This is a genomic window from Nonomuraea aurantiaca (assembly GCF_020215705.1).
Classification (GTDB): Bacteria; Actinomycetota; Actinomycetes; order Streptosporangiales; family Streptosporangiaceae; genus Nonomuraea; species Nonomuraea aurantiaca.
On record NZ_JAIWNB010000057.1, the window covers coordinates 1 to 18,990 of the forward strand.

The window sequence follows — 18,990 nt, forward strand, 5'->3', positions numbered from 1 at the left end:
GCATCGCGCTGATCCCGTACTACGCCGGCGCGCGCATCAGTGAGGTCGTCCGGCTCGACGTCGGCGACGTCCAGATGTCGGCCTGCAAGGGCCGGCTGCGTCTGTACGGCAAGGGCGGCAAATTCCGGTTGGACCCGCTTGACACCCTGAGGCCGTGACGGTCCGCGCCAGGGACTGGCCGCCGAACTCGCCCGCGATCCACACCGCATCCGGTGGCGCAGAGCGAAGCGCTGCGGACCGCTGGCGGCCGCGCTGCTCGGCGCGGTCGTCATGGCCTTCGGGCCGTGTACCCCCGTCGCTTCCCCCGAACCGGCCCAAAGAGTCCGCCCCCACAACCGTTGGGCAGCAAGGAGACAACGATGGCCAACCACGTAACGTCGTTCGCCGAGATCAAGGATCAGTTCGACACCTACATCGGCGACATCGTGTACGCGACCATGACCACGGTCGACCAGGAGGGACGACCCCGGGCACAGGTGCTGATCCCCGTCTGGGAGAGCGTCGACGGCCTGCCGCTGGGCTGGCTCGCCACCTACAAGACACCGGTCAAGGCCGCCCACCTGGCGGGCAACCCGCACAGCACGTTCTCCTACTGGACACCGAAGCAGAACGCGGTGAGCATCGACACCGTCGCCACCTGGGCCGACGACCTGGAGACCAAGCGCCACGTGTGGGCCTCTACCGGCATACGAGCCCGCAGGGGGCCGGCTACAACCTGGGCAACTTCTGGCGCGACCCGGAGCTGCACGTGCTGCGGCTGGAACCGTGGCGCGTGCAGGTGATCAGGGGCGGCAACCTGCCCGGCAGACTCTGGTACGCGCCAGGGAAAACGCTGAACGACCTGACGACACCGCCGAGCCGTCCTGCTCCATAATCCGGGACAGGGCGGCGGTGACCTATGGGCATTCACGATGACGGCGCGAAACCCCAGCCCTCCGCGCCGTTCAGAACACGCCTCTGACGTGCAACGATCGACCTGCTTTTGGGGCTGGGGGCGCCTTTGGGAGGAGGACGCCGGCACGGGCGGAGCGCGCGGCGTCGCTCCTGCCGTCCTCTCCCTTGAACTGCCGGACCACCGGCCACCGGAAGAACCATCCCCTACCGGACATAGTGCGGGTCCTGCCCCGATCTATCCGGCCTGACCACCCGATCTCTATCCCGAGACCGGGTGGCGGCTCGCGGTGGCCGGCTTCTAGGCTTCGCAGTTGGGCTCGGACTCACCGTCGCAGGTGTCGAAGTCCGCGCCCCCGTTCGTTGTGTCGTTACCGGCGTTGCCGACCAGGAAGTCGTTGCCGGTGCCGCCCGACAGGATGTCGCGTTGGGAGCCACCGGAGAGCCGGTCGGAACCGGCGCTGCCGAAGATCTCGGAGGTCAGGCCGCTGTTGTTGTTCACGACGTCGTCGCCCTGACGAACGTTGGCGGAGATGTGGTTGACGTTCGCGCAGCTGACCTTGCTGGGCTCCATCTGCACGCACCCCGTGCCCGCGGTGACCGAATGCACGTTGGAGGCGACGGTCACCGTGCTGCCGGAGTTGCTGATGTCGATGCTGTCGCTGCCGAGCGTTCCCACGATGGTGACGAGACCGATATTCGCCTGGACGGTGGCACCGGCGGCGTGCGCCGGCGACGCGAGAACGGCGGACGTGGTCAGCGTGGCGGTGGCCAGCGTGAGGGCGGCGAAAGAACGGCGGATACCGAACATTGATGGGACTCCTTTTGTTCTTGGCTAATCGCCCCGCATTACGCACGCACCGACCCGCTCGCACCACGAATGAGTAAAAGTGCACTTACGAGCGCAGCCGGTCAAGCTCGCCGGAGATGACCGCCACCAGGCCGCCGGCGCCGAGGTCGGCCGCCGTACGTAGGGCGTGCTCGGCATGGCCGGTGGCTTCTGGCAGGCCGAGCACCCCGGCCAGCAGAGCCAGCGGCCGGGTCATCGGCCACAGCAGTGGGGTGTTGTTCCCCGTGGCCATGCGGTCGGCGTACGGCAGCAGTTGTTCGTAGAGTTCCGCGCACGCCGTACGGTCGCCCAAGTAAGCCCAGACGACGCCGCGCACGCCCGCGTGGGCCAGCCACAGGAAGGTCCGCGGGATCGGCGGCTGCTCGCGCCAGGGCCCCAGCAGCCGCCGCGCCTCGGCCACCCGACCGTCCATGATCAGCAGCAGCGCGTGAACGTCGCGCACGATCTCGCCCAGCGGGCCCGCGGCCGCCGTGCCGGCTTGCCGGAAAAGCTCCTCGTCAAGGTCCCGCGCCCCGCCCAGCCTGAGCTGGAGCAGGCCGGCGAGCTGGGCCTCTTCCAGGCCCCACATCGAGGTCGTCCGCTGCAGCGCCGCCGTCTCGTCGAACAGCGCCCGCGCCGTCGGCAGGTCACCGGTCAGCGCCACGACACCGAGTCGGAGCCAGCCCAGGTAGACACGCGCGTACGGCAGGGCGCGCGCGGCGACGGTGACCGCCTCCTCGATCAGCGCGCGTGCCTCGCCGAAGCGCAGGCATTGCAGGAGCGTGGCGCCGGCCAGGCCGAGGCCGAGAACGAGAAGCTCGACGTCGCCCGCGAGGCGGCCGAGTTCGGCCAGCTCTGTCGCGATCGCCAGCCGCTCCTCGGGGAGGTCAGGGCCGCGAATGGACAGGTAGCGGGTATGGAGGGCCCAGCCCAGGAGCCGCCGATCGCCGGACTCGCGGGCCAGCGCCACCGACTCGGCGCTCAGCGCGTCGCGCCCGGCCGGGGAACTGCCCGGCTGATAGTAGCTCTCCACGGCGAGGCCGCCGAGGACCCGGCAGCGGTCTTCGAGATCGAGATCCGGCAGGGCGGCCAGCCCGGCCAGCGTGTCGATGAGCTCCCCGTCCCAGGACCCGAACGGGACCATCGACGCGGTGTTGCGGCTCTCGGCGCCGGTGGCCGCGATGAGCAGACCGCGCCGGTAGCCCGCAGCGACGGCCAGGCGCCGCGCCTCGGCCAGGACGGTACGGCGGCCACGCGCATCGCCACTCCCGTGCCGGGCCTCGGCGAGCGCGAGCAGCAGATCCACCCGGTCGGCCGCCGAGGCGCCGGGGTCGGCGTCCAGCATCGGCAGGGCCCGCTCCAGGAGTTCGGCGGCCATGTCGTACGCGCCGAGCCCACCCGCGGCGCTCGCCGCCCGGCGCGCCGCCCGCCATGCCTGTCCGGCGAAGCCCGCCGGAGCCGCCAGGAACCAGTGGTGCGCCGCGGTGGCCAGCCGCTCCGGCGTGGCGCTGCCGGGCAGCCGCTCCGTGGCCCGCGCGGCCCTGGCGTGCAGTGCCGCTCGGCGCAGCACCGGCAGCGTCTCGGCGAGGGCCTCCTGCACCAGCGCGTGGGGGAAGCGGAAGCGCCCGGACAGCCCCGCCTCGACCAGGCCCGTGGCGATCGCCTGGTCGAGCCGTTCGACGGCCGCGCCGAGGTCGAGCTCGGCCATCTCGGCGACCACCGACACCTCGAACTCACGCCCGGCCACCGCCGCGAGCTCCAGCAGCTCGGCGGCGGGGCGAGGCAGCGCGCCCACCCGGGTCCGCACGACGTCCCGCACGCCGAGCGGCAAGGCGTCGCGCAGTTCGCCGGTACGGATCAGCTCGGTCAGGAAGAACGGGTTGCCGCCCGTCCGATCGCGCAGAGCCTCACTGGATTCGGGTGCCAGCCGGGCGATGTCATCAAGGCCGAGGCCCTCCAGAAGCACCTGTACGGCATGACGGCGCGCGAAGGCCTCCCGTACCCGGGCCAAAGGCGCGTCCGTGCGTGCCGTACAGAGGATGGCCATCGGCTGGCGCTCGAGTACGTCGGCCAGGTAACGCAGGAGGCTCAGGGACGAGGCGTCGGCCCAGTGCAGGTCGTCGAGCACGATCGCGAGCGGCTGGCGGCCGGCGGCGGTCGTCAGGGCCCGTTCGGCCACACGGTAGGCGCGAAAGCGCGCCCCCTCCGGATCCTCCCCGAACGGCGCCCAGCCGATGCTGTGCAGTTCTTCTGGGATGGCGAGCTGCTCCAGCACGGTGGTCCACGGAAAGAACGCGGGCGCTCCCTCCACCGTCGCGCACCGCCCCACCGCGACCTGGAACCCCGAGGCCTGCGCGTACGCGATGGCCTCGTGCACCAGGCGCGTCTTGCCGATCCCCGGCTCGCCGGTCACCAGGGCGAAGCCCGCGCAGCCTCGTACCGTCTCCTTCAGCAGCCCAAGGAGGGCCCCGAGCTCGGCCACCCGGCCGACGAAGGGCAGCGGCCCGCGTGCCGGAGCCGGCCGCGGTGGGCGCAGCACCGGATCTTGGGTCAGGATGTCGCGCTCCAGTTGCCGCAGTTCCTCGCCGGGGTCGAGGCCGAGCTCGTCTCGGAGCACCCGGCGCGCCGACCGCAGCGTCTCCAGGGCCTCGGCCCGCCGCCCGGACCGGTAGAGGGCCAGGGCGCGCAGCAGCCAGAGGCGCTCGCGCAGCGGATGGTCTCGGGTGAGCGCTGCCAGATCTCCAAGGATCTCCGCGTGCCTGCCCTGCTCCAGGATGGCGCTCACCCGCAGTTCCCTGGCCCGGTCGTGGTTCTCCAGCAGGTGCGCCTGTACCGGCATGACGTAGTCGCGGCCGTCCAGCTCGGTGTACGGCTCGCCGCGCCACATCGCCAGTGCCCGTGCCGCTTCTGCCTCGGCGTCCGCCGCGTCCCCCTTGCTCAGCGCGCGCTGGGCCCGCGCGACGATGTCCAGGAACCGGTTCGCATCCACGGCCTGCGCCGGGACGCACAGTTGGTAACCGTTGGGCCCGAGGACGACGCGGCCGGGGCCGACGGCTCTGCGGAGTTTGCCGACGTACACGTGGAGTGCGGCGAGGGCGGAGGAAGGGGACTCCTCACCCCAGATCCGCTCGATCAGGGCGTCCGGCCTGACCGGCTGCGGATAGGCGAGTACCAGCGCCGCCAGAAGCATCCGCACCTTGAGCGGCCCCAGATCCAGCGGCACGCCATGATCGAAAGCTGCGATAGGCCCAAGAACGCGGATCTCCACAATCCCTCGATTAAGTCCGGATTTAGAGCGATTTAAGAGTACGTGGGGACGCTGCTGCGCATGTCCCACCTTGCATCACGGCCCATGGGTAGAACAACGGACTTATCGCTGGGCGACCGCTTCCGCCGTGGCAGCGAGGCCGCCCTGGCGGAGATGTACCGCGCCTACTCGCGACCCCTGTTCTCCCTGGCGCTGAGCCTCCTAGGTGACCGGGAACTCGCGGCGGAGGCCGTGCAGCTCTCGTTCATCCGCGCCTGGCGGGCGGCCCTGACCTTCGATTCGGACCGCGAGCTCCAGCCGTGGCTGTACGCCATCGCCCGCCGCGCCGCGACCGACGTGTGGCGCCGCGAACGCCACCACCTGACGACCACGCCCCTCGACGAAGCCCACCCCACGCCGGAACCTCTCTCCGACCTGTCCGTCCAGGTACGCCAAGCCCTGAACGGGCTCCCCCGGGAGGAAAGGAAAGTCCTCCTGCTGTCCTACTTCGAGGGCCTCACCCACAAGCAGATCGCCGACAGGTTGGGCATCCCTGCGGGAACCGTCCACAGCCGCGCACTCCGCGCCAAACGCCTGCTCGCGGAGGCCCTTGAGAGCCACTGAACTGGGGCGTCCGCCCAACGTCAGCTCCTGACATGTGGCTCTCTGGGAGGTTCCACGATCTGCGACATGATCGCAGGAGGTTTCGGCATCTCCCGAAGAGATCCCCGGATCGCAGACAAAACCCCAATCTCTTGTTATTTCGCCAATGACGCCGGCCAGCATCCAAAGGAAAAACAGCCCCGATAGACCGAACGCTGTTGTCCGCATGCCGGGCGTCCCATCCGCGGCGTCCCGCATCTGCGTGAAGAACGCTATGACTTTTGTGCAGAATCGTTCCGTCCTTCACCACCAACGTGGAGCCGACTCCCTCGGACTGAAAACCTGCTCGGGCCCGTGGACGTGCTGGGCCTGGTCATCACAAACCGGGCTGTGACATGAAGTCGCCGCACGAACTTTGGTCCGATCCTGTCGAGGCCGAGGCGCTGAAGGTTCGACTCGGCGAGCTGCACCGGGCGAAGATCCGGCTCGCTGATGAGGTGCTCGTAGTCGGCGACTGCATCGGAGACAGCACCCGAGCCGAAATCGCCTACGCCCGGTCGCTGGGCAAGCCCGTGCGGTTCACGCACCCCGAAGTCGACCCTGACGCCTGACCGTCCGCTGCCACCTCGACAACCAGGGCCGGCAGCCCGCCGCCTGACCGGCTCGCGGTGGCTTCGGCCGCCGCCCACCCCACACCCTCCGCAGGCATCCCTTGGAATTGATCATCTCGCCGACTTGCCCTACGTGACAGAAGAGATCATCTCGCTCTGACCTGCGAGAAGAGACCAAGAACCCAAGATAACGCTCAGGATGTGACGACCAGGGTCGCCCGCAGGCCGAGCGTCTCGCCGGCCACGCCGCCGAGCACCGCGCCGAGCGACTGGCCTCCGTAGGCCAGGAAACGCCAGATGGCGTTGGCGCGGGAGAGTCAGACTTTCCGCCAGGCCCTGATCCCCCGGGACTGACTTACCGTGCGACGGTCGTGCGCCGATGCTGGGATCCGCGACGAGCATGCGAGTGCGTACCCCAAGGGCTGCCGGACAACCCAAGCCACCACTACACCTGCTCACAAGGGTCACAACGGGCACCACGTCCGACGGATGAGGCCTGCCTGGCGCCGCCACCCAGCATTGTTACCGCCCTTGAATCGCATGAACGTTTACGGCCGAAGCAACACCACGCCATAGCGAACAGAGGTGTCGATCAGCTGATCGTCGTCAAGTCGACCGACACAACAGCAGCGAAGCCTGATCTGCAGAGAGGAATCAGAGAATGAAGCCGTCCCAAGTTAAGCTATCCCGAGCCGCCGCGATCGGCGCTGCCGTGCTGCTCGGCCTGGGAGGCGCGGCCGTCGCGCCCACCGCGGCACATGCTGCGTCATCGCAGCGCATGCTCCTGGACGGGCCGTTCTACCTCATCAATGTCAATGGCAAAGTACCTAGGGGCTGATGGAACGCGGAACAGATGTGGTGCCTGACGGTAGCCACCAGTTCGATCGTCACCTGGACCACCGAGTACTACGGCCTCGCCGTCGGCGGGCTGCGCCGCGCTGGCCGACCCGTCGACGATGACCTGGTGGCACACATCTGGCCCAGCCACCACGCCAACGTCAACTTTTACGGCACCCACACGGTGGACATCGACGGCGAGCTGGCCAAGCTCGACGTGGACGGCTACCGGCCGCTGCGGCTGCCCGCCGTTACGGTGCCGATGAGGCACTGACCCAGGGGCGGCGGGTGGCGGGTGGCGGGGCTCGTGCACAGTCAGCAGAACCGGATCCTCACCCCGGCATCGGTGATGGAGGGCGACTGATGGCGAGCACCGGCAGGAATCCGGTGAGAGCCGAGAACGTGCGCGTCGCGGGCGTGCCGCAAGGCGATGCGGCAACATCGAGCGACGGTGTGGCCCTGGTCCATCCTGTCCTTGTCGCCTCAGGACATGTCGGCCTGGGGATCTTCCCGTACCGGCGGAACCGGAGCGGAGGCGCCATCGCAGCGAGGATCGCTCCCTGCTGAGGTGGCACCCCCGACGACTCGGGCGCCGTGAGCGGGATAGGCTCGGTCTGTGCCCACCTACGTCGCCGTGGACCTCGGGGCCGAGAGCGGACGGGTGCTCGCGGGGGAGTTCGACGGCGAGCGTCTCGTGGTGAGCGAGGCCCACCGCTTTCCCAACGTGCCGGTCCGCGTTCTCGGCGGCCTCCATTGGGACGTTTTGCGCCTGCTGGCGGAGGCGCGTGCCGGGATCGGGCGCGTCGCCTGCGAGCGTCGGGTCGTCAGCGTGGGCGTGGACGCGTGGGGCAACGACTTCGGGCTGCTCGACCGCGACCAGCGGCTCGTGGCCAACCCCCGGCACCATCGCGACCCCTACACCGCAGGCCTGACCTCCCTGGTCTCCTCTCAGGAGCAGTATGAGGTGACGGGGGTGCAGCCGCTGCCCATCAACACGTCGTGTCAGCTCCTCGCGCACGCCGGGTCGCCGCTGCTTGACGCCGCCGATCGGCTGGTGATGTTACCTGACCTGTTCACCCTCTGGCTGAGCGGCGAGACGCTCACCGAGCGGACGATCGCGAGCACCAGCCAGCTCCTGGACGCCCGGACCGGCCGCTGGGCCGGCGACCTCATCGCCCGGCTCGGGCTGCCGTCGCGTCTGTTCGGCGGCGAGGTCGTCGAGCCGGGCACGGTCGCCGGGCCGCTGCGGGACGAATCCGGCCGGCCCGGCGAGGCCGTCGTGGTCGCGGTGGCCGGTCATGACACCGCGTCGGCGGTGGCGGCGCTTCCCATCGTCTCCGGTCTGAGCGGCTCTTCTGGCGCGGTCGCGTACGTCTCCTGTGGCACGTGGTCGCTCGTCGGCGTGGAAACGGCGGGGCCCATCACCACGCCTGAGTCCCGGCTCGCCGGGTTCACCAACGAGGGCGGCGTGCTCGGCACCGTGCGGTTCCTGCGCAACCTCAATGGCCTGTGGTTGCTCCAGGAGTGCCGCCGGGCCTGGGGGACCCGCGCTTCGTATGCGGACCTGGTCGCCGAGGCCGCGGCCGCGCCCGCCTTCGGCCCGCTGATCGACCCTGCTCACCTGGGTTTCCTCAAGCCGGAGGACATGCCGGCCCGGGTCGCGGCGTTCTGCCGGGCGACGGGCCAGCCGGTGCCCGGGGGGCGGGCCGCGACGGTGCGTTGCATCCTGGAGAGCCTGGCGTGCTCCTACCGCCTGGTCCTGGAGCAGTCCGAGGAGCTGACGGGCCGCCCGGTCGAGGCCGTACATCTCGTCGGTGGCGGCGCCGCCAGCGACACGATCTGCCGGCTCACCGCGGACTTCGGCGGGCGGCCCGTGCTCGCGGGGCCGGTCGAGGCGACCGGTATCGGCAATCTCCTCGTCCAGGTCATGGCCCACGAGGGCATCGGTTCTCTTGGAGAGTTGCGTGAGGTGGTCCGCCGATCGTTCCCGCCCCGGATGTACAAGCCGGCCGGCGAGCGTGAGCCGTACGATGCGGCGTACGCCCGATTTCGGCGATTGACCGCTGTTGACAACTTCTGGAGTAAAGTAGCGTCCCAGAGCAGCCCGACCATAGATGGGTGAACCCGGTCCCATGCTGATCGCAGAGCGGCGACGCCGCATCCTGGAGCACGTGCACGAGCACGGATACGCCTCATTCCAGGAGCTGGCCGGCGCGCTCGGCACGTCGGAGTCGACTGTCCGGCGTGATCTGCGGTCGCTGGTAGGCGAGGGCCTGCTGCACGCCACCCGGGGCGGCGTGACGCGGCCCGTCCTGTCCGCGGCCTCTCGCCCGGCTCTCCCGGACGCGGTGGCGGCCGAGCGCGAGGCCATCGCCGCCCACGCCGCGACGCTCGTGGAGCCCGGAACCGCCGTCCTGCTCGGTCCCGGGCGGACCACCGCGGCGCTGGCCCGCCGGCTCGCCGGGCTGCCGTCCCTCACCGTCGTCACCAACTCCACCCTGGTGGTCGAGGCGCTCATGGACGCGCCCCACGTCGAAGTCGTTGCGGTGGGCGGCACGCTGCGCCGATCCATCCAAGCCTTCGTGGGCCCGATCACCGAGCAGCATCTGGAGGGCCTGCGGGGCGCGCAGACCTTCCTGTCAGGCGACGGCGTCACCCCCGAGCGGGGGCTGACCACGCCCAACGTCTTCGCCGCCGCCACCGACCAGGCCCTCGCCGCGTCCGGCCGAGAGGTCGTCGTCCTCGCCGACCACTCCAAGATCGGTCATGACACGATGTGCCAGACCGTGGCCACCGAGCGCATGAGGGTCCTGGTCACGGACTCGAAGGCCGATCCCGTCATGGTCGACCGGCTTGTCCAGGCACAGGTCGACGTCCACATCGCTGACATGAACCGATGAGTTTTGACCTGAAATGACAGGCCTCGCTGGCGTATAGCAAGCCGATCACATGCTCCTTTCCGGTATTGCCGCATATGGCCAGGTTGTGCGCATGGGGCCGACTCAACACCGCATGACGTCTGCCGACGCATATTGACATATCTGCTTCCGCCATGGCTATGATCCGTTCAAGTTGCTGTCAAAACTAGGCAAATCCTGGCAGCGGACGGGTTATTTCCCTCGGAAGGAGGGGTTACTTGATGCCCTGCAGAACGATGGCCACAGCCGTCGTGGGCCTGCTGGCGCTCACGCTGAGCGCATGCACCAAGTCGGTCGGCGACGGCCCCGCGGATGCCGGCGCGTCTGCCCAGCAGCAGGTGGAGGCGACCTCTGGAGACGCGTCGCTGTGCACTCCGGAGCGGTACAACGGCGGTCTGCCCAAGCTCGACCTCAAGAACGTCACCGTGGGGTTCGCGCAGTCGGAGAAGGAGGCGAACCCGTTCCGGATCACCGAGACACGGTCGATCAAGGACGAGGCCACGCGGCGAGGCATCAAGCTGATCACGACGAACGCGCAGTCGGACCTCAACAAGGAGATAGCCGACATCCAGGGCATGATCGCCCAGGGCGCCAAGGTCCTGATCATCTCCCCACTCAACTCCGAAGGACTCGATCCCGCGCTCAAGGCGGCCCAGGACGCGAAAGTCCCGATCATGACGATCGACCGGCTGCTCACCACCAAGAAGGACTGTGTCGACTACGTCGGCTGGATCGGCTCCGACTTCGTCAAGCAGGGTGCCCGAGCCGCCGATGCGATGATCACCGCGACGGGAGACAAGGGAGAGGTCGTGATCCTGCTCGGAGCCTCAGGGGTGAACGTCACCGTCGACCGGACCAAGGGCTTCAAGGATCAGCTCGCCGCGAAGGGCTCGGCGCTGAAGGTCGTGGCCGAGCAGACCGGCGACTTCACCCGTGAGAAGGGCCGCGCGGTCACCGAGCAGCTCATCTCCGCCAACCCCGGCATCAGCGCCATCTACGCCGAGAACGACGAGATGGCCCTCGGCGCCGTCGCCGCGCTCAAGGCGGCGGGCAAGAAGCCGGGAGACGTGAAGATCGTCACGATCGACGGCACCCGCGGCGCCGTCCAGGGCATCGTCGACGGGTGGATCGCCGCGGTCATCGAGTCGAACCCACGATTCGGGCCACTGGCCTTCCAGGCGCTCGAGGACTTCTACTCCGGTAAGGGCGTACCGGCGAAGACGATCATCTCCGACAAGGAATACACCCCTGAGAACGCCCAGGTCGAGCTGCCGAACGCCTACTGAGCCCGGGGGCGGCCCAGCCCGCCCCCCACGACGTCCGGGAGCGGGCACATGAATGAACCGGTGTGCGAGGCGCACGCCATCTCCAAGCGGTTCGGTGGGACCCTCGCCCTCGACCAGGTCTCGTTGCGGCTCGCCGCCGGCGAGGCCCACGCGCTGGTCGGTGAGAACGGGGCGGGAAAGTCCACGCTGATCAAGGTGCTCACCGGGGTGCACAGGCCTGACGGTGGCACGGTCCGCCACCTCGGCCGGCCGGTGTCCTTCTCCGGGCCCGCCGATGCTCAGGACGCCGGGATCAGCAGCATCTACCAGGAAGTGGAGCTCGCCCCGCTGCTGAGCGTGGCCGACAACCTCTTCCTCGGCAGGGAGCCGATCACTCGCTTGGGGCTGCTCGACCGGTCGCGGCTGCGGAGGGAAGCCACCGAGGTCCTCGCCCGGTACGGCGTGACCGTAGACGTCCGCCGGCCACTTGGCGAGCTGGGCCTCGGCATCCGGCAAATGGTGGCGATCGCCCGTGCGGTCAGTGCGCGCGCCCGATTGGTGATCATGGATGAGCCGACCTCCTCACTGGCCCCGCGCGAGGCGGACCGGCTCGCGGATGTCATCGAGGTGCTGCGTGAGCAGGGCATCGCGATCCTCTACGTCACTCACAAGCTGGATGAGGTCTTCCGCGTCTGCCAGCGGGTGAGCGTCCTGCGCGATGGCCGTCTGATCCACACCGGTCTCCTCCGGGAGACCTCCCGCATCGGCCTGGTCGCCGCGATGCTCGGTCGGCCGGTCGCCGAGGTGCGCCGCCACGGCGTGACGAGCTTCGGCGAGGCCCACGAGGTGGGCCGCGCCGCGCCGGTTCTGCGGGCTGAGTCCCTCGTACGCGAGCACGCCCTGCACGGCGTGTCCATCGAGGTACGCCCTGGCGAGGTGGTGGGACTCGCGGGCCTGCTCGGCTCCGGCCGGTCGGAGACGGCCAGGGCGGTGTTCGGCGCCGACCCCCTCGACGCCGGGTCGGTGGAGGTGGCCGGGCGCGCCCGCCGGCGCTGGAACCCCGCCATCGCGATCCGCTCGGGTGTCTGCATGGTGCCGGAGGACCGCAAGGCCGAGGGGGTCGTGCCGGGGCTGTCGGTCCGCGACAACATCACGCTGGCGGCGCTGCCCCGCCTCACCCGGGGCGGGCTGGTGTCCCGCCGGGCACGGGATCGCGTCGTCGACGCGTTCGTCCGCCGCCTCGGGATCAAGGCGTCGTCGCCCGACCAGAAGGTGGGCGAGCTGTCCGGAGGCAACCAGCAGAAGGTACTGCTCGCCCGCATGCTCTGTCTGCATCCCAAGGTGCTGATCCTCGACGAGCCGACGCGGGGCATCGACATCGGCGCCAAGGCGGAGATACAGGCGCTCATCGACGAGCTCGCTCAAGAGGGCCTCGGCGTGCTGCTGGTGGCGGAGCTGGAGGAGATCGTCGAGGGCGCCGACACCGTCGTCGTCCTGCGAGACGGGACGGCGGCAGGTGTCCTGCGCGGCGCGGAGATCGGCGAACGGCGGATCATGGAGCTGATCGCCGCGGCCGGCTCGGACGGATCTGTCGGCGGGCGATTCGATGACTGAGCCGGCCGGCGGGACTCCCGCCTTCCACCCCACGCCCGCCGACGACTCCGCGCCAGGCCGAAGCCCTGCGTCCGCCGACGGCCCCGTGGCCCCCAACGGTCCCGTGCCGGCCGCTTCCGTTCCCGGCCGTTCCCACGTGGCCGACCCCATGGGCGCGGCGGGGCGGGTGTCCTGGCTGTCCGATTACGGGGTCTACCTCGCCCTCGGCGTTCTGCTGTCGTTCAACCTGGTGTTCACGCCGAACTTCGCCACGGTCGCGAACCTACGGCTCCAGCTCGTCCAGGTTGCCCCGGTGGCCATCGTCGCACTCGGCATGGCGCTGGTGATCGGCACCGGAGGCATCGACCTGTCGGTCGGCTCCACGATGGCCATCGCGGCGGCGTTGCTGCCGCTCTACCTCGGCTACGGGCCCTGGCCCGCCATCACCGTCGCAGTGCTCGCCGGTGCCGCCGTGGGACTCGTGAACGGCGGGCTGGTCGCCTACGGCATCCAGCCGATCGTCGCCACCCTCGGGCTGCTCGTCGCCGGACGGGGGGCGGCGCTCGTGCTCGCGGACGGTCGGCTTGTCGAGATCTTCGACCCCACGCTGGCCGCCATCGGCGGCGGACAGGTGCTGGAGATCCCACTGCCCGTGCTGACGGCCCTGACGGTCGCCGTCGCCGCCGGGTTCGTCCTACGCCGCGCCGCGTTCGGCCGCAAGCTGCTGGCCGTGGGCGGCAACCGCCCCGCGGCACTCCTGGCCGGCCTGCCCGTACGACGGACCCTCATCACCGTCTACGTGATCAGCGGGGTGCTCGCCGCGATGGCCGGAGTGCTCACGACCGGCCGGCAGAGCGCAAGCGATCCCTCGTTCACCGGGCTGCTGATCGAACTGAGCGCCATCACCGCCGTGGTCGTGGGAGGCACACCCCTTGCCGGAGGCCGCGTCCGAATCCTCGGCACGCTGATGGGCGCGCTGCTGATGCAACTCATCATCGCCACGGTCATCCAGCACGACCTGCACGACTCGACCGCCCGGATGATCCAGGCGGCGATCATCGTGACCGCCGTGTACGCGCAGCGGAACAGGAACGGGACATGACGACCGGACAGGCGGAACGCGCCGCCCCCCTCTCCCCGGCAACCGGCACCGGGCGGACGCGGCTGGCGGCACTAGCCCAGCGGCACGGGGCCGCCCTCGTGCTCGTCCTCGTGGTCCTCCTCGGGTCGCTGACCTTCGGCTCGAGCTTCACCGGAGCGGGAAACCTCGGCGCCATCGCGCTGGACGCCTCCTATCTGCTGCTGGTCGCGACAGGCATGACCTTCGTGATCCTCTCCGGTGGGATCGACCTGTCCGTCGGGTCCGTTCTCGCGCTGTCCGGTGTCCTCGCGGCGTACGGCTCCCGCTGGGGGACAGCGGGCGCGGTCCTGCTGCCTCTCGCCGTCTGCGGACTGATCGGCCTGGTCAACGGACTGCTGATCGGGCGGGCCCGCCTCGCGCCGTTCGTCGTCACCCTGGCGACCCTGCTGTTCGCCCGAGGGCTGGCCTTCGCGGTCACCCAGGAGGGCAACCAGGTCTACATCATCCCGGCCGACCTGGCCCTCACCCGGATCGGACAGGCCAATGTCCTCGGCGTCGGCGTCCCGGTGCTGATCGCCCTCGCGGTCTTCGTCGCGGCCGGCGTGGTGCTCAACCGCACCCGGTTCGGCCTGCGCGTCTTCGCCGCCGGGAACGGGGACGGGCACGCCGCCGAGCTCATGGGGCTCCCGGTGGCCCGCATCCGGGTCCGGGTCTACGTGCTGAGCTCCCTGCTGGCCGGCCTCGCGGGAGTCCTCATCGCCGCCCAAACCACCTCGGGGCTCCCCACCCTCGGCGAGGGCAGGGAACTGGAAGCGATCGCGGCCGTCGTCATCGGCGGCACGCTGCTCACCGGCGGCGCCGGATCGCTCGGGGGGACCCTCGCGGGCGTGCTGCTGCTCAAGGTGATCCAGAACCTGATCAACCAGGTGGGCACGCTCAGCTCCGCCTACCAGCAGGTGGTCAGCGGCACCTTCCTCGTCCTGGTCGTACTCGTCCAGGCCACTTTGGCAAGGAGGAGACGACAGTGAACGACAATCGGACCAGGGTCGCGGTGGTCGGCACCGGCGACTGGTGGGGCTTCCACCACGCCCGCGTCTTCTCCGGCCGCGAGGACGCCATCTTGTGCGCCATCGTCGGGCGCACCGAGAAGCGCACCACCGAGCGCGCCCGCCGGTTCGGCGTGCGCCCCTATCTCGACGTCCAGGAGATGATCGCCCGAGAGCGGCCCGACCTGATCTCCGTGTGCCTGCCGAACGAAGACCATTTCGCCACCACCCGGCTGCTGCTAGAAGCGGGGATCCCGCTGCTGGTCGAGAAGCCGCTGGTCTTCTCGCTCGAGGAGGCGGACGTCTTGATCGCCGAGGCCGAGGCCCGCCGGCTCTTCTTCGCCATCAACTTCAACCACCGCTACGCCCATCCCGTACGGCTGGCGGCGGCGGCCATCGAGCGTGGCGAGCTGGGCCGACTCGTCTTCGCGACCTGGCGATTCGGCGGAGAGGCCGGCACCAGCCGGCACCCCCACGCCAACCTCATCGAGACCCAGTGCCACGGCTTCGACATGGTCGAGCACCTGTGCGGCCCCATCGCGTCCGTGACGGCCCAGATGACCGGCGGACCGCCGTACACGACGATGGCGATCGCCGTACGGTTCGCGAGCGGGGCGGTGGGGACGCTCCTCGGCACCTACGACTCGTCGTACACCTACCCGGGAACCCACCTGCTGGAGATCAACGGCACCGGCGGCCGGATCCTCGTCGAGGACACCGTCCGCCGCTACACCTACACGCAGGCAGGGGACGAGACGAGCCGGGTGTGGCAGGCCGGCTACTTCAACGACACAGACCGGGGCTTCCACGCCACCTTCGACCGGCACGTCGACGAGGTGCTCGCCGCCCTGCGCACCGGCGAACCGCCACCTGTCCACGCCCGCGCCGGTCGTCGCGCGCTCGCGCTCGCGCACGCTGTGATCCGCTCGTACGAGTCGGGGAAGCGGGTGGACACAGCCCCCAGCGAATCCCTGTCTGCCGGAAGCCTGGGCGCGTCCCCAGACACTCCGTCCGGCCGGGTGCGGACGGGGTCGCCGGCCACTCACGACGACCCGTCCGGAGCGGTGACGTGACCGCCGAGGCCGGGGCCATGCGCCGCCTGGGCAGCGATCCGCTGCGGCTCGCGCTGCTGGCCATCCGGCTCGGCCCGGCGCTGATCCTGCTGCTCCTCGTCGTGATCATGAGCATGTTGTCACCCGCGTTCCTCACCATGCTCAACGTGGGCAACGTGCTGGCGCAGACCGCGGTGATCGCGGTGCTCGCCATCGGGCAGCTCCTGGTGATCCTCACCCGGGGGATCGACCTGTCCGTGGGATCGACGCTGGCGCTCGCCTCCGTGACCGGGGCCCTGGTCTACTCCGCCGCACCGTCCGGACCGGTCGTCGTCCTCGCCATGCTGGCCACCGGCATGGCGGTCGGCGCGATCAACGGCATGGGCTACGTCCTGGGCCGGCTGCCCCACCCCTTCATCATCACGCTCGCCACCCTGAGCGCGGGGCGGGGCCTCGCCCTGTGGTTGTCGGGTGGGCAACCCCAGCAGGGCATGCCCGAGGTCGTCCAGGTGATGGGCGGTGGCTCGGCAGGCTGGCTGCCGTATTCGGCGTTCCTGGTCGCCGCAGTGGCGCTGGCCGTCGTCCTGCTCACCACGAGGATGGTGTGGGGGCGCTGGATCTACGCCGTCGGCGGCAACCCGGAGGGAGCCCGGCGGACGGCGATCCCCGTCGACCGGGTGGTGATCTCGGTGTACGTCCTGAGCGGCCTGGCCGCCGGGATCGCCGCGATCGTCACCTCGGGCCGGCTCAACGCCGGTTCCCCCACCTTCGGCGACCTCGCCGAGCTCGACTCGATCGCGGCCGTGGTCATCGGGGGCGCCAGCTTCCTCGGCGGCCGGGGCAGCGTAGGCAACGCCCTCGTGGGAGCACTCATGATCGGAATCATCCGGAACGGCATGAACCTGCTCGACGTCAACGCTTTTCTGCAGCCGATCGTCATCGGCGTCGTCATCGTCCTGGCGGTCGAGTCCGACGTCGTCCGCGGGCGGCTGGAAAGCCGCTTCCGCACCGCGCAGGCGGCGCGGTCATGACGCCCGCCCTGGCCGTTCGCGGCGCCACCAAGCGCTTCGGCGCCGTTCTCGCCCTCGACGGCGTGGACCTGGCGGTGTTCCCCGGCGAGGTGCTCGCCCTGCTCGGCGACAATGGCGCGGGCAAGTCCACGCTGATCAAGTGCATCAGCGGCGTGCACCGGCTGGACTCGGGATCCATCGAGATGGGCGGGGTCGCCGTGACGATGGGCTCGCCCGCCGCCGCCCGAGCCCTCGGGATCGAGACCGTCTACCAGGACCTCGCGCTGTTCGACAATCTGGATCCCGTCGCGAACTTCTACGCCGGGCGGGAGATCGCCGGGCCGCGCTGGCTTCCCCGCGGCCTGCGACTGCTGCGCCGCCGGGACATGTCCCGGGCGACGGGCGAGTTGCTGACCCGCCTCCAGGTCGGGATCGCCGACCCCCACGCCACCGTCGGTCTGATGTCAGGAGGTCAGCGGCAGGCTATCGCCGTGGCCAGGGCCGCGGCGTTCGCGTCGAAGGTCGTGATCCTCGACGAGCCGACGGCGGCGCTCGGGCTGCGCGAGTCGCGGCGAGTGCTCGACCTCATCCTGCGCCTACGCGAGGAGGGCCACGCCGTCATTGTCATCTCCCACGCCATGGATCACGTGATCGAGATCGCCGACCGAGCGGCGGTGCTGCGGCGCGGTCGCAAGGTCGGCGAGATGAGGCCTACACCGGACAACCGCCAGGCGATCGTCTCGCTCATCGTCGGAGGCGACTCGTGACCTCCCTCCGGCATTCTGCGCGACCGCCCTCCCGAAAGAGATGAGAATGATGGCACCACACCTCCGGTCAGCCTCGCTGGCCCTCGCGCTGGCGCTCTGTCTCGGCGCCTGCTCTACCGGCTCCGGTACGTCCACGACCGGGGCGTCTCCCGGCACCGCCGAGCCGCTCAAAGTTGGATTCATCACGAAGTTCCCGGTCGACTTCTACGACACCATGGTCGACGCGGTGAAGACCTGGAACCGCGACCACCCAGACGTCGAGGTCCTCTTCGGCCAGGGTAAGAGCGGCACAGACGACGAAGGCGAGACGGCCCAGATCGAGTCGATGCTCACCAAGGGGGTCAAGGCCATCGCGATCACGCCGACCAGCCCCAACCTCCAGAACGTTCTGCAGAAGGCAGTGGATGCAGGGGTCAAGGTCGTCTTGGTGGATAACGACATCCCCAGCTGGACAGGTAAGTCGTCGGTCGTGGCAACCGACAATCTCGCGGGCGGCAAGCTGGCGGGCGCCTGGCTCGCCGAGCGCCTCAAGCCCGGCTCCACGATCGCCGTGCTGCAGGGGCGGCTCGGCAACCCCTCACTCGACGACCGCGTCACCGGCATGCTGTCCACGCTCGGTGACGGCGTCACCGTGGCCGCCAAACCCGCCACCGACTGCGACCAGACCAAGGGGCTCAACGCCGCCCAGGACATCCTGGCCGCTCATCCCGGCATCGCCGCCATCTATGGGGCCTGCGGGCCGCCGATCCTCGGCGCCCTCCAGGCCGTCAAATCCGCCGGCAACAAGCCGGGCGAGCTCGTGCTGGTGGGCTTCGACGCTTCACCGGGCGAGCTGAAGGCCATCGCCGCAGGTGAAGTCGCGGCGTCGGTCGCGCAGTTCCCCGCCAAGATGGGCTCGGTCGGCATCGAGACCGCGGTCGCCGCGGCCCGGGACCAGAGGGTCGCGGCGATCATCGACACCGGCACCGAGATGGTGACGAAGGAGAACGTGGCCGGCTTCCAGTGACGCCCGGGGAACGGGACTTCGCGGAGGCTCTCGGGCCGACGGGCCGCAGCCCTGCGAGACAGCGACATGTGCACCGCCCTCGCGCGTTGGTCAAGCCGTCCAGAACTGAACACCTGATGGCGCTCTCGTGAAGCATGTCCTGTTTCCGCAACTAGAACTCCCTCGTACAATCGCCGCCCGTCATGGGCGCACAGCCGACGTGGTGCGCCCATGACGAAGGGGTCGTAGGTGACG

General features: G+C 69.9%; 16 protein-coding genes. 14 read left to right on the forward strand and 2 right to left on the reverse strand.

The annotated features are described in order from the left end of the window. The first annotated feature begins 359 nt into the window (after positions 1-359). Positions 360-782, forward strand: a complete 423-nt coding sequence (locus tag LDL49_RS53945) for a pyridoxamine 5'-phosphate oxidase family protein (protein WP_225302736.1) — start codon at positions 360-362, stop codon at positions 780-782. 410 nt (positions 783-1,192) lie between these two features. Here LDL49_RS53945 and LDL49_RS53950 read toward each other — a convergent pair whose 3' ends face one another. Further along, positions 1,193-1,702: a calcium-binding protein gene (locus tag LDL49_RS53950; protein WP_225302737.1), complete on the reverse strand. Its 510-nt coding sequence runs from the start codon at positions 1,700-1,702 to the stop codon at positions 1,193-1,195. A gap of 85 nt (positions 1,703-1,787) precedes the next feature. Beyond that, a complete protein-coding gene (locus tag LDL49_RS53955) occupies positions 1,788-4,943 on the reverse strand; it encodes an ATP-binding protein (RefSeq protein ID WP_225302738.1) in 3,156 nt (1,051 codons plus the stop codon). Between the two features lie 129 nt (positions 4,944-5,072). Between LDL49_RS53955 and LDL49_RS53960 the strand changes: the two genes are divergently transcribed. The 13 genes from LDL49_RS53960 to LDL49_RS54020 all read left to right on the forward strand — a co-directional run bounded on the left by LDL49_RS53960 (position 5,073) and on the right by LDL49_RS54020 (position 18,756). Further along, positions 5,073-5,591 carry an RNA polymerase sigma factor gene (locus tag LDL49_RS53960; RefSeq protein ID WP_225302739.1) on the forward strand — a complete coding sequence of 173 codons (519 nt, stop codon included), beginning with the start codon at positions 5,073-5,075 and terminating at the stop codon, positions 5,589-5,591. A 374-nt stretch (positions 5,592-5,965) separates the two neighbouring features. Continuing rightward, complete coding sequence (locus LDL49_RS53965) at positions 5,966-6,181, forward strand: TIR domain-containing protein (protein WP_225302740.1); 216 nt, start codon at positions 5,966-5,968, stop codon at positions 6,179-6,181. Between the two features lie 853 nt (positions 6,182-7,034). Next, positions 7,035-7,292: a Tn3 family transposase gene (locus tag LDL49_RS53970; protein ID WP_225302741.1), complete on the forward strand. Its 258-nt coding sequence runs from the start codon at positions 7,035-7,037 to the stop codon at positions 7,290-7,292. Between the two features lie 342 nt (positions 7,293-7,634). Beyond that, positions 7,635-9,140, forward strand: a complete 1,506-nt coding sequence (locus LDL49_RS58975) for a rhamnulokinase (RefSeq protein WP_225302742.1) — start codon at positions 7,635-7,637, stop codon at positions 9,138-9,140. A gap of 10 nt (positions 9,141-9,150) precedes the next feature. Then, positions 9,151-9,918, forward strand: coding sequence for a DeoR/GlpR family DNA-binding transcription regulator (locus LDL49_RS53980; protein WP_225302743.1), 768 nt, complete (start codon positions 9,151-9,153; stop codon positions 9,916-9,918). A gap of 239 nt (positions 9,919-10,157) precedes the next feature. Continuing rightward, positions 10,158-11,222: an ABC transporter substrate-binding protein gene (locus LDL49_RS53985; protein WP_225302744.1), complete on the forward strand. Its 1,065-nt coding sequence runs from the start codon at positions 10,158-10,160 to the stop codon at positions 11,220-11,222. A 48-nt stretch (positions 11,223-11,270) separates the two neighbouring features. After that, complete coding sequence (locus LDL49_RS53990; RefSeq protein ID WP_225302745.1) at positions 11,271-12,815, forward strand: sugar ABC transporter ATP-binding protein; 1,545 nt, start codon at positions 11,271-11,273, stop codon at positions 12,813-12,815. Continuing rightward, positions 12,808-13,896: an ABC transporter permease gene (locus LDL49_RS53995; RefSeq protein ID WP_225302746.1), complete on the forward strand. Its 1,089-nt coding sequence runs from the start codon at positions 12,808-12,810 to the stop codon at positions 13,894-13,896. The genes LDL49_RS53990 and LDL49_RS53995 overlap by 8 nt, the downstream gene beginning before the upstream one ends. Further along, complete coding sequence (locus tag LDL49_RS54000) at positions 13,893-14,903, forward strand: ABC transporter permease (protein ID WP_225302747.1); 1,011 nt, start codon at positions 13,893-13,895, stop codon at positions 14,901-14,903. The genes LDL49_RS53995 and LDL49_RS54000 overlap by 4 nt, the downstream gene beginning before the upstream one ends. After that, positions 14,900-15,994, forward strand: coding sequence for a Gfo/Idh/MocA family protein (locus LDL49_RS54005; RefSeq protein WP_225302748.1), 1,095 nt, complete (start codon positions 14,900-14,902; stop codon positions 15,992-15,994). Before LDL49_RS54000 ends, LDL49_RS54005 begins: the two co-directional genes overlap by 4 nt. Next, on the forward strand, positions 15,991-17,004 hold the full coding sequence (locus LDL49_RS54010; protein WP_225302749.1) for an ABC transporter permease: 1,014 nt from the start codon (positions 15,991-15,993) through the stop codon (positions 17,002-17,004). The genes LDL49_RS54005 and LDL49_RS54010 overlap by 4 nt, the downstream gene beginning before the upstream one ends. After that, positions 17,001-17,750, forward strand: coding sequence for an ATP-binding cassette domain-containing protein (locus LDL49_RS54015; protein ID WP_225302750.1), 750 nt, complete (start codon positions 17,001-17,003; stop codon positions 17,748-17,750). The genes LDL49_RS54010 and LDL49_RS54015 overlap by 4 nt, the downstream gene beginning before the upstream one ends. A gap of 46 nt (positions 17,751-17,796) precedes the next feature. Then, positions 17,797-18,756 carry a sugar ABC transporter substrate-binding protein gene (locus LDL49_RS54020; RefSeq protein ID WP_225302751.1) on the forward strand — a complete coding sequence of 320 codons (960 nt, stop codon included), beginning with the start codon at positions 17,797-17,799 and terminating at the stop codon, positions 18,754-18,756. Positions 18,757-18,990: the final 234 nt, after the last annotated feature.

Coding starts and splice junctions, on each gene's coding strand:
- LDL49_RS53945 (WP_225302736.1), top strand. CDS start 360: ATGGCCAACCACGTAACGTCGTTCGCCGAGATCAAGGATCAGTTCGAC.
- LDL49_RS53950 (WP_225302737.1), bottom strand. CDS start 1,702: ATGTTCGGTATCCGCCGTTCTTTCGCCGCCCTCACGCTGGCCACCGCC.
- LDL49_RS53960 (WP_225302739.1), top strand. CDS start 5,073: ATGGGTAGAACAACGGACTTATCGCTGGGCGACCGCTTCCGCCGTGGC.
- LDL49_RS53965 (WP_225302740.1), top strand. CDS start 5,966: ATGAAGTCGCCGCACGAACTTTGGTCCGATCCTGTCGAGGCCGAGGCG.
- LDL49_RS53970 (WP_225302741.1), top strand. CDS start 7,035: ATGTGGTGCCTGACGGTAGCCACCAGTTCGATCGTCACCTGGACCACC.
- LDL49_RS53980 (WP_225302743.1), top strand. CDS start 9,151: ATGCTGATCGCAGAGCGGCGACGCCGCATCCTGGAGCACGTGCACGAG.
- LDL49_RS53985 (WP_225302744.1), top strand. CDS start 10,158: ATGCCCTGCAGAACGATGGCCACAGCCGTCGTGGGCCTGCTGGCGCTC.
- LDL49_RS53990 (WP_225302745.1), top strand. CDS start 11,271: ATGAATGAACCGGTGTGCGAGGCGCACGCCATCTCCAAGCGGTTCGGT.
- LDL49_RS53995 (WP_225302746.1), top strand. CDS start 12,808: ATGACTGAGCCGGCCGGCGGGACTCCCGCCTTCCACCCCACGCCCGCC.
- LDL49_RS54000 (WP_225302747.1), top strand. CDS start 13,893: ATGACGACCGGACAGGCGGAACGCGCCGCCCCCCTCTCCCCGGCAACC.
- LDL49_RS54015 (WP_225302750.1), top strand. CDS start 17,001: ATGACGCCCGCCCTGGCCGTTCGCGGCGCCACCAAGCGCTTCGGCGCC.
- LDL49_RS54020 (WP_225302751.1), top strand. CDS start 17,797: ATGATGGCACCACACCTCCGGTCAGCCTCGCTGGCCCTCGCGCTGGCG.